The organism is Bradyrhizobium sp. CCBAU 51753 (genome assembly GCF_015291565.1).
GTDB lineage: Bacteria > Pseudomonadota > Alphaproteobacteria > Rhizobiales > Xanthobacteraceae > Bradyrhizobium > Bradyrhizobium ivorense.
The window spans coordinates 573,760-589,392 of sequence record NZ_CP030037.1; the positions used below are offsets into that span (position 1 = coordinate 573,760).

Genomic DNA, 15,633 nt, shown 5'->3' on the forward strand with positions numbered 1-15,633 from the left:
GTAATCTTTGACACACAAACGCAATCAAGCGCTTGGCCCCTAGGGTGGGAGGTCGGCGTGCGCGATCCTGGCCTTGAACGCGCCATTGATGCCGCTGGCGGTGTAGCTCCGCTGGCCAGAAAGATCGGTATTGCCCAGCCCTCGGTGTCGAACTGGAACCGGGTGCCCGCGCAACGCGTCATTGCGGTCGAAAGCGCAACGGGGGTGTCGCGCAAGGTGCTTCGTCCCGATCTCTATGCCGAGTCCGCCGTGACAGACGATGCGGTGGATCCGATCGATGCCGCTCGCGCGCAGGAATATGCGCTGCTCGCAGCCTTGCTGTCGTCCGCGCCGCCGGCTGCCTTGATCGAACAAATCGCGCAATTGAAGGGCGATGCAACGCCGCTTGGCCGCGCCCATGCCGCGCTTGCCGAGGCCGCAATGGTCGCGGTCGCAACCGAGGTCGAGCGCGAATATTTCAATCTGTTCGTCGGTGTCGGCCGCGGCGAGCTGCTGCCTTACGCATCCTATTACCTGACCGGTTTTCTCAACGAACGGCCGCTGTCCCGGCTGCGCGACGATCTCGCCGTGCTCGGCATCGAGCGGGCAGAAAACAATCCCGAGCCCGAGGATCACGCGGCGACGCTCTGCGAGATCATGGCGGGCTTTGCGGCGACGCGCTTTGCGGCATCGCCGCAGGAGCAGCGCGCCTTCTTCGAGAAGCACGTGTCGCGCTGGATGGGACGTCTGTTCGCCGACATCGAGAAGGCGGAAAGCGCCAAATTCTACCGAGCGGTCGGAACGCTTGGACGCGTTTTTCTGGAAATAGAATCCGAGGCTTTCACGTTCGCCAACTGACCGGCGCCACCGGTCCGGGAGAGAAGCGATGAGGGACGAGAAGAAAACGACAGTCGGCCGCCGCGATTTCCTTCGCACGGTCGGCGTCGGCACAGTCGGCGCGGGAGCGACGCTGGCAACACCCTTGATCACCCCTGCGCAGGCCGACAGCGAGAACGAGGCCGAGAAGCGCAAGGCGCGTTACAAGGAAACCGATCATGTGAAGGCGTACTACCGCGTCAATCGCTATCCGGGTTGAGGGGAGGCTGCCGTGCTGATCAAGAGAACACAACAGCGTTCCGAATCTGCTTCGCGTGGGTCCATCGCGGCGGAGTTGTCCGGTCAAGGCGGCGGTCTCGACCGCCGCACGTTCCTGCGCCGGTCCGGGCTTGCCGGCGGCGCGCTTGCCGCGCTGGGCACGCTGCCGGTCGGCGGCGTACAAAAGGCGAGAGCGGCAACCGCAGGTCCGCTCGCATCCGGAGCGACCGCTCGCAAGAGCATCTGCACGCATTGCTCGGTTGGATGCACCGTCACCGCGGAGGTGTTGAACGGGGTGTGGATCGGCCAGGAGCCGAGCTGGGATTCCCCGATCAATCGCGGGTCGCATTGCGCCAAGGGCGCCTCCGTGCGCGAGCTCGTGCACAGCGAACGCCGCCTGCGTTATCCGATGAAGCTCGTGAACGGGCAGTGGACGCGCGTCTCCTGGGACACCGCGATCAACGAGATCGGCGACAAGCTGCTGGAGATTCGCGAGAAGTCGGGTGCCGATTCGGTCTATTGGCTCGGCTCGGCCAAGATGACCAATGAAGGCGCCTATCTGTTCCGCAAGCTCGGCGCATTCTGGGGCACCAACAACACCGACCACCAGGCGCGGATTTGCCATTCAACGACCGTGACCGGCGTAGCCAATACCTGGGGCTACGGCGCGATGACCAACAGCTTCAACGACATCCGCAACGCGAAGACCCAGGTCGTCATGGGCGGCAACCCCGCCGAGGCGCACCCGGTGTCGCTCCAGCATCTGCTCGAAGGCAAGGAGCTGCAAAAGGCCAACTTTATCGTCATCGACCCGCGCCTGACGCGAACCGCCGCGCATGCGACCGAATATGTGCGGATGCGGCCGGGCACCGATATCCCGGTGCTCTACGGCATGATGTGGCACATCCTCCAGAACGGATGGGAAGACAAGGAGTTCATCAGGCAGCGCGTCTATGGGTTCGACGATCTCCGGAAGGAAGTCGAGAAGTGGAATCCGGAGGAGGTCGAGCGGGTCAGCGGCGTTCCCGGCGAACAGCTCAAGCGCGTTGCCAAGATGTTTGCCACGGAGAGGCCGTCGACGCTGATCTGGGCCATGGGCCAGACCCAGAAGACCGTCGGCACCGCCAATGTGCGGGCGAGCTGCATCCTGCTCCTGTTGACCGGAAATGTCGGCGGGCCGGGCATGGGCGCCAACATCTTCCGTGGCCATGACAACGTGCAGGGCGCGACCGACGTCGGGCTCGATATCGTCACGCTGCCCTTCTATTACGGCCTCGCCGAAGGCGCCTGGAAGCATTGGTCGCGGGTCTGGGAGGTCGACTACGACTTCCTGAAGTCGCGCTTCGACTCCAAGCAGGTCATGGAAGCGCCCGGCATCCCGCTCACCCGCTGGTTCGAGGCGGCGACGCTGCCAAAGGACCAGGTCGCGCAGAAGGACAATGTGCGGGCGGTCATCGTGCAGGGACACGCCAGCAACAGCATCACGCGCGTTCCCGAGTCGCTCAATGGCCTGAAGGCGCTCGAGCTGCTGGTGGTCGCCGATCCTCATCCGACCACCTGGGCTTCGCTCGCCGTGGAGGCGGGACGCCGCGACAACCTCTATCTCCTGCCGATCGCCACGCAGTTCGAATGCAAGGGCTCGCGCGTCGCCTCGAACCGTTCGCTGCAATGGGGCGAGCAGATCGTCAAGCCGGTGTTCGAATCGAAGGATGACCTCGAGGTCATTTACCTGCTGGCGAAGCGGCTCGGCTTCGCGGACAGGATGTTCAAGAACATCAAGGTCGAGAACAGCCTTCCGGAGGCCGAGGATACCCTGCGCGAAATGAACCGCGGCAGCTGGTCGACGGGTTACTGCGGCCAGTCGCCCGAGCGGCTCAAGGCGCACATGAAGAACCAGGCCAAGTTCGACTTCCTGACGATGCGGGCGCCCAAGGACGATCCCGAGATCGGCGGCGACTATTACGGCCTGCCCTGGCCGTGCTGGGGCTCGCCGGAAGTCAGGCATCCAGGCACGCCGCTCCTCTACAACACCAATCTGGCCGTGATGGATGGCGGCGGCACGTTCCGGCCGCGCTTCGGGATCGAGCGCGAGGAGAAGCTTCCCGACGGCACGACGCGGAAAGTGAGCCTGCTGGCGGACGGATCCTATTCCAAGGATTCGGAGATCAAGGACGGCTATCCGGAATTCACGCTGGCGAGCCTGAAGAAGCTCGGCTGGGACAAGGACCTTACCGAGACCGAAATGGCGACCATCAACAAGGTCAACCCCGCCACTCCAGATGCGGTGTCATGGTCGCTCGACCTGTCCGGCGGCATCCAGCGCGTCGCGCTGATGCACGGCTGCGTGCCCTACGGCAACGGCAAGGCACGCATGAACGCGTTCGGCCTGCCGGATCCGATTCCGGTGCATCGCGAGCCGATCTACACGCCGCGCGTCGATCTCGTCGCGAAATATCCGACGCTGCCCGACGCCAAGCAGTTCCGGGTGCCCAACATCGGCTTCTCCGTTCAGAAGGCGGCGGTGGAGAAGGGGATCGCCAAGCAATTCCCGCTCATCCTGTCGTCGGGACGGCTCGTCGAGTACGAGGGCGGCGGCGAGGAGACGCGCACCAATCCGTGGCTCGCCGAGCTCCAGCAGGACATGTTCATCGAGATCAGCCCGGCCGATGCCGCCGACCGTGGCATCAAGGACGGCGGCTGGGTCTGGGTCACCGGCGCCGAAAACAATTCGCGCGCCAGGATGAAGGCGCTGGTGACCGAGCGCGTCGGCAAGGGCGTCGCCTGGATGCCCTTCCATTTCGGCGGCTGGCTCGGCGGCAAGGACCTGCGCGGCAACTATCCGAAGGGCACCGATCCGATCGTGCTCGGCGAAAGCGCCAACACGATCACCACCTACGGATATGACCCCGCGACCGGCATGCAGGAGCCGAAAGTCACGCTCTGCCAGATTGCGGCAGCATAGGGAGCAACGACCATGGCACGTATGAAATTCCTCTGCGACGCCGACCGTTGCATCGAGTGCAATGCCTGCGTCACCGCCTGCAAGAACGAGCACGAGGTGCCGTGGGGCATCAACCGGCGCCGCGTCGTCACCATTGAGGACGGCAAGCCGGGCGAGCGCTCGATCTCGATGGCGTGCATGCACTGTACCGACGCGCCCTGCTCGGCGGTCTGCCCCGTGAACTGCTTCTACACCACCGCCGACGGCGTCGTGCTTCACTCCAAGGATCTGTGCATCGGCTGCGGCTACTGCTTCTACGCCTGTCCGTTCGGCGCGCCGCAATATCCGAAGGTCGGAAATTTCGGCTCGCGCGGCAAGATGGACAAGTGCACGTTCTGCGCCGGCGGCCCCGAGGCCGACGGCAGCAAGGAGGAATACGAGAAATACGGCGCGAACCGTCTCGCCGAGGGCAAGCTGCCGCTCTGCGCCGAGATGTGCTCGACCAAGTCGCTGCTGGCGGGCGACGGTGAGGTCATCGCCAAGATTTACAAGGAGCGCGTGATGAAGCGCGGCTACGGCTCCGGCGCCTGGGGCTGGAAGACCGCCTATCGCGAGACGATCGAGTCCTGACGATGACATCGTCTGCCGCCGCTCAAGATCGGGAGGACCTTATGACGCGTTTGGCACGATTCGTCCGCCTTGCGATCGGCGCAAGCGCGCTTCTGTTGCTGGTCACGGCGGCCGCGCCGTCGATGGCCCAGCAGGTCAATCCGACCGCGAGCGCCGTGAAGGAGCAGCAGCTGCTGCAGGAGCTGAACCGGATCCAGGGACGCGTCAGCATTCCCGATCAGCGCTCCGGTGTGCTGGAACAGCCGGCCGGCCGTGAATGGCGCGAGTTCCGCAATGTGACGCTGCGCTGGATTGGCGGCATTGCCATCGTCGGCATGCTCGCGCTGTTGATCATCTTCTATCTCAGCCGCGGCATGGTGCGGCTGCAGAGTGGTCGTTCCGGCCGGACCATCGTGCGCTTTACGTCATACGAGCGCTTCGTGCATTGGATGACCGCGACCTGCTTCATCGTGCTGGCGATCTCCGGATTGAACGTCACGTTCGGCCGGCCGCTGCTGCTGCCGCTGATCGGCCACGAGGCGTTTTCCGCATGGTCGCAGTGGGCGAAGTATGCCCACAACTATCTGAGCTTCCCGTTCACCATCGGCGTGCTGCTGATCTTCGTGATGTGGATCGCCGGCAACATCCCGAACCGGGTGGATGTCGATTGGCTGAAGCGCGGCGGAGGGATCGTGGGCCACGATCACCCGCCGGCCTATCGCTTTAACGCCGGCCAGAAGGCGGTGTACTGGATCGTGGTCGTCGGCGGTCTGTTGGTCTCGGCCACCGGATATGAGCTGATGTTTCCTTTCTATCTGTCCGGTATCGAGGGGATGCAGATTGCGCAGATGGTCCACGCCATCGTCGCGGTGCTTTTCGTGGGGGTCATGCTGGCGCACATCTATATCGGCACGATCGGCATGGAAGGGGCCTTCGAAGCGATGGGGAGCGGCACCGTCGATGTCAACTGGGCCCGGGAGCACCACAGCCTGTGGCTGGATGAGGAGAATGCGCGCACCGACGGTGCGCGGCCGCAGCCCTCCGCTACCGCGGCGGAATAGGACCCGCGCGACCCATCGCGTGCGGGCGCTTGATCAGAGCCGCACGCCGGTCGTCGCGAACGCTTGCTGGGCCGAATCCTGGACCTGATTAAGGACGACAAAGCCGGCCGCCGCGATCACGATCGCGGCTGTACAGGCGAGTAAGAACGCTTTCATGGCCTCGCTCCCAGAGATGGCGCGTAGTCTATATGAGGGAGCGACCTGCGGACAACAAATTCAGCGCAGGCCCGCCTTCGACAGTTGCCGATTGTCTCGCGCGATCTGTCTTCAAAAGTGCAAGTGTCGAGTGCCGCTCAATTCAAGCAGCAATCCCTCCCGGGTTCGCGACGCCCGGATCAGGTCGCTTTCGCAGTTGGAGCATCTCACGCGGGCCTCCTGCGAATCTCCCACCAGCGCCAGCGCGCCGAGGCCGAATGCGGAGCCGCATTCCCCGCACCGGATCCTGGCCAGCGTGATGTCGAAGGTGAAGATATCCTGGAGAAGCTGCGTGGCGGGATCACCGTCGAGCATGAGGTCGGCGACGTTGCTGGCCATGGTGTCACCCTCCTGATGGTCCGAAGCGTTCGGTCTTGATGCTGAGAGGATTGAAGTCGAGCTCGACGAGGAGACTGGAAACGTTCTCGACGAAGGCCGTGGGACCACAGATGTAGAACATCGGATTCTGGGCCGGCGGAAAGCAGTGGTCGGCAAGCAGGGTCTTGTCGATCCGCCCCCGATGGCCCGGCCAATCGTCGGGTTGCTCGCGCGTCAGCGCATAAACCAGCCGGAAGTCATTGTCGCGACGGGCAGTCGCATCGAGCTCCTCCCGGTAGACGACGTCTGCCAGGCTCCTCGCTGAATAGATCAGCAATGCCGGGATGCCGCCCGGGGACCGTTCGCGATGGCGCAGCATGGCCATCAGCGGCGTGATGCCGGTCCCGCCCGCGATCAGGCAGATCGGACCGCCAAGGCTCCATGTCCAGACAAAATGGCCGCCGATGGGGCCGCGAAACTCGAGCCGATCGCCAGCGCGCAGTTCGTCAAGCAGATACGGGGAAACCTCACCGTCGTCGACCCGCTCCACCGTCAAGGTCAGTAGCTTGTCTTCCGGGGCGGAGGCAATGGAGTAGCTGCGCTCGGCCTGGTAGCCGTCATCCGCGGTCAATCGTATGTCGACATGTTGGCCGGGTCGGTGGCCGGCCCAATGCGCCGGCTGCAAGACAAGACTCTTCACCCGGCTCGTTTCCGTCACGACGGCTTCGACCTGGGCGACCTGCCACGCGATCTTGTTCGGCGCGGGAGGCGCTTCAGTCGCCGTCATATCGCTGCTCCCTCCAGGGATCACCATAGATGTGATATCCGCGCGCCTCCCAGAAGCCGGGTTCGTCTTCCGGCATGAAGCGAATCCTGCGCAGCCACTTCGCGCTCTTCCAGAAGTAAAGATGCGGCACCAGCAGGCGGGCCGGTCCGCCATGGGCGGGGGCGAGCGGCACACCGTCGAAACGGGTCGCGATCATGGCCTTGCCCGCGATCAAATCCTCGACGGGAACGTTCGTCGTGTAGCCGCCGTAGCAATGCGCCATCACAAAGGCCTGCGGCGGCTTTTCAAGCCCGGCCGATTTCAGGAGATCGTCGAACGAGACGCCCTGCCAGGTCGTATCCAGCTTGGTCCATTTGGTGACGCAATGAATGTCGGTGTTGAGCGTGGTTTGCGGCAGCGCCTCGAATTCGTCCCACGTCCACGCCCGCACCAACGATCCGCCAAGCTGAAGCGCGAGCTTCCAGTCGGCAACCCGGATGTCCGGCGTAGGTCCTGCCGACAGAATCGGAAAATCGGTCGTGCGATATTGTCCGGGGGGCAGGCGGCCCTGCTCGGAAGTTTGTCGCTTCGATTTGAAGCCGCGAGAAACGGGGACTTCAGCCATAGATTGGTGCCTTTGTTCGCGTGCGGCCTTGCGTGACAGTTTGGCGGGCACTGTCTTGCCTGACATGCGACCCGGCCGATGAATTGTCGATGGGGCTGACGCCGAATACGTCAAGACTGCGAAAGACAAAGCAATCGCGAACGCGCAGGGTGCGAATTGATCCACTATCTGAAGTTTTCCCAGCATGACCTTGTTAATCCGGACGCGCGTTCGGGGGCGGCTGCCGGGGAGACGGAATGATTAGCAAGGCGATTGATCCCGCGGGGCTCGCCGACCTCTCCGCGATGGCGGGCCTTTCCGTGAAAGACGCCAACAAGGCCAAGGTGGCGGCGCTGTTGGTCGCGATGCGGAGCGGGGTGATGCGGCGAGCCGAGCTGCTGCCGGTGGAGTCGCCGCCGGCGCTCGTGTTCGATGCGCGGTAAAGCGGGGGTGCAGATGGGCGATCTTCTCACCCTGGACGTGGCAGGCGCGGCGAAGGCGATACTCTCGGGGTCGCTCTCGCCGATCGATCTGACCGAACACATGCTGGAACGCATCCTGCTGATCGATCCGCAGCTCAAGGCCTATGTCGAGGTACTGTCGGACGAAGCGCGCGCGGCCGCCAGGCAGGCGGACGCCGAGATCAGGAGCGGACAATATCGCGGACCGCTGCACGGTGTCCCGGTCGCCATCAAGGAACTGTACGATGTCAGGGGCGTGCGAACGCGGTCCGGCTCGAAGGTGCGGGACGATTACGCAGCGGATGCCGATGCTGCGGTGGTCGAAAAGCTCAGGGAGGCCGGCGCGGTCATCCTGGGCACCACCACGACCTACGAATTCGCCTTCGGCTTCGACTCTCCACCGACGCGCAACGCCTGGAGCATCGATCACATTCCCTCGGGATCGACCGGCGGTGCCGCGGCGGCAGTCGCGGCCGGAATGTGCCTGGCCGGAATAGGCAGCGACAGCGGCGGTTCGATCCGTACGCCGGCGGCGGCCAACGGAATCGCGGGCATCAAGCCGACTTACGGACGCGTCAGCAAGCGCGGTATCACGGTCGTCAGCTGGTCACTCGACCATCCGGCGCCGATGGGGAAATGCGTTCGTGACCTCGCAATCCTGCTCGAGATCATGAGCGGCGTCGACCCACACGACCCGAGCACGAAAGACGTGCCGGTACCCGACTACACGAAAGCGCTCGACGGCGATGTCAGAGGTGTCCGCATCGGACTGCCCACCAACTATTTCTTTGACGACATCCAGCCCGCGGTGGCCAACGCACTGAATACCGCGGTGAAGCGGCTGGAGAAGCTCGGCGCTATCATCGTTCCGATCGCCGTTCCGGGTATTGACGGGATTGTCGACGCATGGCTGCCGATCGCGCTGGCCGAGGCGGCCGTCTATCATCAGCAGAGCCTGCGTGGCAAAGCCGACCTATATGGCGAAGACGTCCGGATGCTGCTCGAGGCGGGCGAGCTGACGCTCGCCACGACCTACATCAACGCGCAGCGCGTGCGCTTCGCCTGGACGTCGGCACTGCGGGAAACCATGCAGGCTATCGATGTGATCATCACGCCGACGCTGCCGAATACCGCGATGAAGGTCGGCGAAACCATGAGCAAGATCGGCTCGCGCCACGAAACCGTATTCGAGGTCTCGGCCAGATTCTGCGCGCCATTCAACATGGCAGGGCTTCCTGCGGCCTCGATTCCGTGCGGGTTCGCGCCGGATGGCCTTCCGATCGGCCTTCAGATTGTCGGCAAGCCGTTCGACGAGTCGATGGTTCTTCGCGTCGGTCACGCGTTCGAGAACGACACGGACTATCACCTGAAGCGGCCGTCGCTTCGCGGGCTGATCGGCTGAATGCGGCAAAGCCGCGGCCTCGATTGCAAACATCCGAATGCGTCAAGATTGAACAAGCCAAAGCAATCGCCGACGCGCGTGGCCTGCATCAGCTCGCTATCTAAGCACCGTCCAAGTCGAACGAGAATGCATCGGTCGCTGACGTTGTGGCGTGCGGCCGAAACAGCAGGAGAAAGGCGATGCGTATGGGAACCCAGGCGGCAGCAGCCGTGATTGCAGGCAGTGCTGTTGCAACGATCCTGTTCTTTGGTTCGCTCAAGGATGGGAATGCGCAGACGCAGGCGAGGGCGCGTTACCTGCCGGAATACGCCGCCGACGGACAGCTGCTCCTGCCGAAGAATTTCCACGAATGGGTTTACGTCGGGTCTCCCTTGACGCCGAATGCCCTCAACGGCGGCCAGGCCGGCTTCCCCGAATTTCACAACGTGTACATCGAGCCGGGCGCCTACGAGATCTACAAGAAGACCGGTGAGTTTCCCGAAGGGACGATCTTCTTCAAGGAGCTTCAGCTCACGCTGACGCAGGAGAACCCGGACGGTTCGCGGACCGAGGCGTCGGGGCGGGGGTATTTCCCCGGCAAATGGAACGGCGCGGACGTCACCGTGAAGGACTCCAAGCGCTTCGCCGACACCAACGGCTGGGGATACTTCAACTTCAATCACCATGAGCCCAAGGCGGCGATGGCCAAGGTCAAGGCGAAGGACGAGTGCGCCTATTGCCATATCGCGAATGCCAAGAAGGACGAGGTGTGGACCCAGTTCTATCCGCTGCTGGATAACAAGGATGCGCGGTGATCGGCGGAGCTGGCTACATGCGTATCATCCAGGGCGCAGCCGTCGGTCTCGTGATGTTCGCTGCAGTCGCAGCGTTGGCCGAGCACGAAGCGACGGAAGCGGGCGCGCAGGCCGCCGTTGCGGGCGGCGGGACGGCTGTGGACTCCGAGGGACGCCTGCATGTGCCCGATGATTATCGACGGACCTATCAGCTCCTCGGGAGCTGGGCGATCGCGGCCGACGACGGCCGAGGCTCCAAGGAGATTCACGTCGTCTATGCGTCGCCGGGAACGATCGATGCCTTTCAGAAGGACCAGCGCTTTCCGGATGGTGCGGTGCTCGTCAAGGAAGTGTTCAAGACCGCGACCGGTGAATTGACGACCGGCACCGTCAGCCACGCCGACGCATTGAAAGGCTGGTTCGTCATGGTGAAGGACGCCACCAACCGATATCCGGGCAATGCGCTGTGGGGCGACGGCTGGGGATGGTCGTGGTTCAACGCAGCGGATCCCTCGAAGACAACCACGATCAACTACAAGGCCGAATGTCGAACATGCCACGTGCCCGCGCGAGCATCTGACTGGGTCTATCTCGATGGATATCCGTCATTGAAACGCTGACGGCGTTGCTGAGCGTTGCGAGTCTACCAACCATAATCAGGCAAAGGAGTAATGAGATGGCCACAGAGTCAATGACGATGAAGGACAGGCCCATGGCGAAGGGCAAGCCCGGACACCTCTACATGCAGACCAACGAGGTCAAGAATACCATCGTCCGCTATGAACGGAGAGCGGATGGCTCGCTTGTCGAGCTCGAGCGCATCGCCACCGGCGGCGCAGGCTCGGGCGTCTACAAGCCGATCAGCGGCCAGGAAAGTGCACCCAATGCCTTCGAGGGCGCGGCAAGCATCATTCTCTCGTCGGACCGACGCTTCCTGTTCACGACCAATGGTGGCGACAACTCCGTCTCGAGCTTCCGGGTCAGCGAGGACGGCCGGCTGACATTGCTGGACGTGCAGTCCACCGGCAATCCTGTGGAGGGCAAGAGCGGCACCGCCAAATCGCTTGCTTTTGCGCCGTCCTCACGAACGCTGTTCGTGCTGCACTCGTTCGGCCCCGATCATCTCCGGATGATGACGGTCGATGCCGAGGGCAAGCTCAAGCTGCGGCCGGACCGTCACACCGTCAATACCTACAGCAAGCGGAATCGCGTCTCCACCATGGTCGTGGTCGCGCCCAACGAGGAGCTCGTTCTCGTCGGCACCACGTTCGACGAGCCGATCGCGCACACCGGCTTCTATCCGGATGGCTCACCGATGCTCTGGGTCCAGCGCGCCGGCGGCGCGATGCACTCGATCGCGTCGAACGCGCCGGATCCCGACGGCCTCGCCGCGTTTCCGCTGCACAAGGATGGCTCGCTCGGTACCGCCAGGTTCTATGACGCGAAAGGCGGCTCTCCCTTTTATCTCGCCTTCCTGAACAAGCGGCCGGATACGTTCATCATCGGATACGCCGTTGGTGACGGCTGCTCGGTCTGCACCATCGGGAAAGACGGAACGCTCAACATCGGCGATCTCGTGAAGATCGACACCAGCGCGGGCGTGCCGACCGAGCTGTGCTGGCTGGCGATCTCCCCCGATGACCGGACGGTGTATGCGACCAACTTCGGCTACAGCAATATCTGCAGCTATCACATCAATGGCGGTGGCCTGGAAATCGCGCGCGATCCGGCATGCCCGAAGGTTCCGGGAGACGGCACGGCGCGCGGGCTGAACGGAACGGTGACCAGCGGCCCGAGCGACAGCTGGATCTCGACCGACGGCGCGTTCCTCTATCAGATCTACGGCAACGCCTCGAAGCTGTTGGGTTATGCCACCCAGCCCGACGGTTCGCTGATGGAGGTCACCCGCGTCACGATTCCCTACAACAGCCCGCAGGGACTTGCCGGCTTCTGATCGGCCTCGAAACGACGTTGGGCGTCTCCTAAGGAAGCGCCCAACCTCATGCGTGCGCACCGCAACTGCAACCCCGGTTTGATTCAGTCGTTCAATGTACGAGCTCGCTCACGGAGAGCCACGAGAGTTGCCCGGAAGCAGCACGGGACAGGCTAGTGCTCGCGATATTGATCTTGAGCGCGCGGTCGGCGCCGGTCGTGTCGTGTTTGCGGGCAATGCGAGCGGTACGAGGATTGTCGACACCTATCAGAAATTTCCGATCGCGCTGGCGTTTCCTGGCGTCGACGGCCGACGATCCTTGGAAACGGTGGTCATCAACTGCTCGGGCGGGATCGCCGGCGGCGACCGGCTGGATGTCGAGGTGGTCGCCCGGGGCGCGGCGTCCGTCGCCGTCACGACGCAGGCCGCGGAGAAGGTCTACCGGGCCCTCGATCGCCCGGCGCAAATCACGACCCGGCTGGCAGCTCACGAGACTGCCAGGCTGGCGTGGCTTCCGCAGGAGACGATCATCTTCGATCGGGCGCGTATCGAACGGCGCACCGAGCTCGATCTTCGCTCCGGTGCGGAGGTGATCGCCCTCGAGTGGCTGGTTCTCGGCCGCATCGACAGCGGCGAGGAAGTCCGAGGCGGCTACGTTCTCGATAGCTGGCGCGTCAGGCTCGACGGCCGTCTGGTCTGGGCGGATGCCTTGCTCATATCCGACGACACGTTCGCGCATTTGCACAGGGACGCGCTGCTCTCGAGCTGGAGAGCCGTCGGCACCCTGATCTATTTCGGGCCGGGTCTGGCCAGGCGACTCGACGTCTTGCGCGAGATCGCGAGCTCGCTCGACTGCAAATGTGCCGCCACCATTGTCGGCGCGATCATCATCGTGCGCCTGGCCGCAATCGCCGGCGCCGACCTGAAGCGCGAGCTGCGCCGCCTGCTCGATCAATTCAGCCGCGAACTCGGCACCGGCCCCTTTCGGGTTCCAAAGATGTGGTCGTGCTAGTGCGCCTCAGCGAACGGAGGACGGTGTGAACCTGACGCCACGCGAAAAGGACAAGTTGATGGTGGCCCTCGCGGCAATTGTCGCGCGCGACAGGCTCGCGAGAGGCGTCAAGCTCAACTATCCCGAAAGCATCGCATTGATTGCGGACTTCATCATGGAGGGAGCCCGCGACGGAAGGACGGTCAACGAACTCGTGTCCGAGTGCGGCCGGGTCCTCACGCGCGATCAGGTCATGGACGGCATCCCGGAGATGATCCGCGAGATCCAGATCGAAGCGACCTTTCCGGACGGGACCAAGCTGGTCCCGGTCCATAGCCCCATTCGATAGGAGTGAAGCATGCGCCTGTCCCGGATCGCGCAATCCCCAGTCCTTGCGAGGCGCACCGCCGTGCATTCGCTGCGGGTGCCGTCATGATCCCCGGCGAGGTCATCCCCGGTGCGGGCGATCTCGTCCTGAACAAGGATGCGAAGGTCATTTCGATCACGGTCTCGAACACCGGTGATCGCCCGGTTCAGGTGGGCAGCCACTATCATTTTGCCGAAGTCAACGCGGCCCTGGCGTTCGATCGCGCGGCGGTCCTCGGATGCCGGCTCGATATTCCGGCAGGCACCGCGGTGCGCTTCGAGCCTGGTCAATCGCGTGACGTTTCCCTGATCCCGTATGGCGGAGCCCGCCGCATCTATGGCTTCAGCGGCGCCGTCATGGGGCCGCTGTCCGCGTCAGGCGACGCCGGCAAGTGACGAATGAGGTAAGCACCGATGGCCTACACCATGAGCCGCGCGGCCTACGCGCAGATGTTCGGACCGACCGTCGGAGACAAGGTCCGCATCGCGGATACCGATCTCCTCATCGAAGTGGAGAAGGACTTCACGGTCTATGGCGAGGAGGTGAAGTTCGGCGGCGGCAAGGTCATTCGCGATGGCATGGGACAATCGCAACGCACGCGCAGTGAGGGAGCGGTCGACACCGTCATCACCAACGCGCTGATCCTCGACCACTGGGGCATCGTCAAGGCCGACATCGCGATCAGGGACGGGCTCATTGCCGCAATCGGCAAGGCCGGCAATCCCGATGTGCAGGCCGGCGTCGACATCGTGATCGGGCCGGGGACCGAAATCATCGCAGGCGAGGGCAAGATCGTCACGGCCGGCGGGATCGACACGCACATCCATTTCATCTGCCCGCAGCAAATCGAGGAGGCGCTGTATTCCGGCGTGACCACCATGATGGGCGGCGGAACCGGTCCGGCGGCGGGAACGACGGCGACCACCTGCACCCCCGGACCGTGGCACATCCAGCGCATGCTGGAGGCGGCCGACGCATTCCCGGTGAACATCGGGCTGTTCGGCAAGGGAAATGCAAGCGTGGCCGCGGGATTGATCGAGCAGATCGAAGCCGGCGTATGCGGAATGAAGCTGCACGAAGACTGGGGCGCGACCCCCGCGGCGATCGATTGCTGTCTCTCCGTCGCGGACGCGATGGACATCCAGGTCATGATCCACACCGACTCGTTGAATGAAGGCGGCTTCGTCGAGAGCACGATGGCGGCATTCAAGGGCAGGACGATCCACACCTACCATACGGAGGGGGCCGGCGGCGGGCATGCTCCCGACATCATCAAGGCGTGCGGCGAGAAGAACGTCATTCCCGCGTCGACCAATCCGACCCGGCCCTACACCGTCAACATCCTCGACGAAGCGCTCGACATGCTGATGGTGACGCACCATCTCGACCGCCGCATTCCGGAAGACGTGGCGTTTGCCGAAAGCCGGATCCGCAAGGAGACGATCGCGGCGGAGGATATTTTGCACGATATCGGGGCGCTCTCGATCGTATCGTCCGACAGCCAGGCGATGGGGCGCGTCGCCGAGGTGATCACACGCACCTGGCAAACCGCGGACAAGATGAAGCTGCAGTTCGGCCGATTGCCGGAGGAGGCGGGCCAGAACGACAATTTTCGCGCCCGGCGCTACATCGCCAAGTACACGATCAACCCGGCGATCGCGCAGGGCATTTCCGGCTATGTCGGCTCGATCGAGGTCGGAAAGATCGCCGATATCGTGATCTGGGAGCCGGCCTTCTTCGGGATCAAGCCCGACATGGTGCTGAAATCCGGCACCATCGCGGCCGCCATCATGGGCGATCCCAATGCGTCGATTCCAACGCCGCAGCCCGAATATTATCGGCCGATGTTCGGCGCATTCGGCCGCTCAGTCGCGGCAAGCTCGGTGACGTTCGTCAGTCAGGCCTCGCTCGACAGGACGCGGCAGCTTGGGCTGGCGAAGCGACTTCTCCCGGTGTCGAACACGCGCGCGATCGGCAAGCATTCGATGGTTCTCAACAGCGCAGTTCCGCACATCGAGGTCGATTCGGAGACCTACGAGGTTCGCGCCGACGGGCGGCTGCTGACCTGTCCGCCGGTCAAGGTAGTCCCGATGGCGCAGCGCTACTTCATGTATTGATGCCATGCCGGCACATTCGGA

Annotated in this window: 18 protein-coding genes; 14 read left to right on the forward strand and 4 right to left on the reverse strand. The window is 63.6% G+C overall.

All coding sequences use genetic code 11. From position 1 onward, the window contains the following. Positions 1 to 57: 57 nt before the first annotated feature. From XH93_RS02670 to XH93_RS02690, 5 genes are read left to right on the forward strand one after another with little or no spacing between them, the layout of a single operon-like run. Positions 58 to 837, forward strand: coding sequence for a molecular chaperone TorD family protein (locus XH93_RS02670; protein WP_139479847.1), 780 nt, complete (start codon positions 58 to 60; stop codon positions 835 to 837). A gap of 28 nt (positions 838 to 865) precedes the next feature. After that, positions 866 to 1,075, forward strand: coding sequence for a twin-arginine translocation signal domain-containing protein (locus tag XH93_RS02675; protein ID WP_139479846.1), 210 nt, complete (start codon positions 866 to 868; stop codon positions 1,073 to 1,075). A 12-nt stretch (positions 1,076 to 1,087) separates the two neighbouring features. Next, entirely contained in the window at positions 1,088 to 4,036 is a 2,949-nt protein-coding gene (locus tag XH93_RS02680; protein ID WP_194472290.1) for a formate dehydrogenase subunit alpha, read from the forward strand. 12 nt (positions 4,037 to 4,048) lie between these two features. Further along, a complete protein-coding gene (gene fdh3B, locus XH93_RS02685; protein WP_139479844.1) occupies positions 4,049 to 4,645 on the forward strand; it encodes a formate dehydrogenase FDH3 subunit beta in 597 nt (198 codons plus the stop codon). 41 nt (positions 4,646 to 4,686) lie between these two features. Next, the gene (locus XH93_RS02690; protein ID WP_194472291.1) at positions 4,687 to 5,685 is read left to right on the forward strand and encodes a formate dehydrogenase subunit gamma; all 999 of its coding nucleotides are present in this window, start codon (positions 4,687 to 4,689) and stop codon (positions 5,683 to 5,685) included. Between the two features lie 33 nt (positions 5,686 to 5,718). On the opposite strand, the gene XH93_RS42655 is transcribed toward XH93_RS02690, so the two are convergent. The 4 genes from XH93_RS42655 to XH93_RS02705 form a co-directional block, all read right to left on the reverse strand. Further along, a complete protein-coding gene (locus XH93_RS42655; protein ID WP_256436574.1) occupies positions 5,719 to 5,841 on the reverse strand; it encodes a hypothetical protein in 123 nt (40 codons plus the stop codon). 111 nt (positions 5,842 to 5,952) lie between these two features. After that, on the reverse strand, positions 5,953 to 6,219 hold the full coding sequence (locus XH93_RS02695) for a DUF6510 family protein (protein ID WP_194472292.1): 267 nt from the start codon (positions 6,217 to 6,219) through the stop codon (positions 5,953 to 5,955). Between the two features lie 4 nt (positions 6,220 to 6,223). Then, positions 6,224 to 6,985 (reverse strand): ferredoxin reductase, encoded by a 762-nt coding sequence (locus XH93_RS02700; RefSeq protein ID WP_194472293.1) that lies wholly within the window; start codon positions 6,983 to 6,985, stop codon positions 6,224 to 6,226. Further along, positions 6,972 to 7,589 (reverse strand): sulfite oxidase-like oxidoreductase, encoded by a 618-nt coding sequence (locus XH93_RS02705; protein ID WP_194474965.1) that lies wholly within the window; start codon positions 7,587 to 7,589, stop codon positions 6,972 to 6,974. Before XH93_RS02705 ends, XH93_RS02700 begins: the two co-directional genes overlap by 14 nt. Positions 7,590 to 7,825: 236 nt before the next feature. On the opposite strand from XH93_RS02705, the gene XH93_RS02710 reads away from it, so the two are divergent. The 9 genes from XH93_RS02710 to ureC all read left to right on the forward strand — a co-directional run bounded on the left by XH93_RS02710 (position 7,826) and on the right by ureC (position 15,612). Then, complete coding sequence (locus tag XH93_RS02710; protein ID WP_139479840.1) at positions 7,826 to 8,011, forward strand: hypothetical protein; 186 nt, start codon at positions 7,826 to 7,828, stop codon at positions 8,009 to 8,011. Positions 8,012 to 8,024: 13 nt separating this feature from the next. Then, the gene (locus XH93_RS02715) at positions 8,025 to 9,431 is read left to right on the forward strand and encodes an amidase (RefSeq protein ID WP_194472294.1); all 1,407 of its coding nucleotides are present in this window, start codon (positions 8,025 to 8,027) and stop codon (positions 9,429 to 9,431) included. Between the two features lie 179 nt (positions 9,432 to 9,610). After that, on the forward strand, positions 9,611 to 10,225 hold the full coding sequence (locus XH93_RS02720) for a cytochrome P460 family protein (protein ID WP_194472295.1): 615 nt from the start codon (positions 9,611 to 9,613) through the stop codon (positions 10,223 to 10,225). A gap of 17 nt (positions 10,226 to 10,242) precedes the next feature. Beyond that, positions 10,243 to 10,824 carry a cytochrome P460 family protein gene (locus XH93_RS02725; RefSeq protein WP_194472296.1) on the forward strand — a complete coding sequence of 194 codons (582 nt, stop codon included), beginning with the start codon at positions 10,243 to 10,245 and terminating at the stop codon, positions 10,822 to 10,824. Between the two features lie 56 nt (positions 10,825 to 10,880). After that, a complete protein-coding gene (locus XH93_RS02730) occupies positions 10,881 to 12,158 on the forward strand; it encodes a beta-propeller fold lactonase family protein (RefSeq protein ID WP_194472297.1) in 1,278 nt (425 codons plus the stop codon). 127 nt (positions 12,159 to 12,285) lie between these two features. Then, positions 12,286 to 13,149 carry an urease accessory protein UreD gene (locus XH93_RS02735; protein WP_246799469.1) on the forward strand — a complete coding sequence of 288 codons (864 nt, stop codon included), beginning with the start codon at positions 12,286 to 12,288 and terminating at the stop codon, positions 13,147 to 13,149. A 25-nt stretch (positions 13,150 to 13,174) separates the two neighbouring features. After that, entirely contained in the window at positions 13,175 to 13,477 is a 303-nt protein-coding gene (locus XH93_RS02740) for an urease subunit gamma (RefSeq protein WP_139479835.1), read from the forward strand. Between the two features lie 83 nt (positions 13,478 to 13,560). Continuing rightward, positions 13,561 to 13,890 (forward strand): urease subunit beta, encoded by a 330-nt coding sequence (locus tag XH93_RS02745; protein WP_139479834.1) that lies wholly within the window; start codon positions 13,561 to 13,563, stop codon positions 13,888 to 13,890. 18 nt (positions 13,891 to 13,908) lie between these two features. Next, positions 13,909 to 15,612: an urease subunit alpha gene (gene ureC, locus XH93_RS02750; protein WP_194472299.1), complete on the forward strand. Its 1,704-nt coding sequence runs from the start codon at positions 13,909 to 13,911 to the stop codon at positions 15,610 to 15,612. Positions 15,613 to 15,633 lie beyond the last annotated feature (21 nt).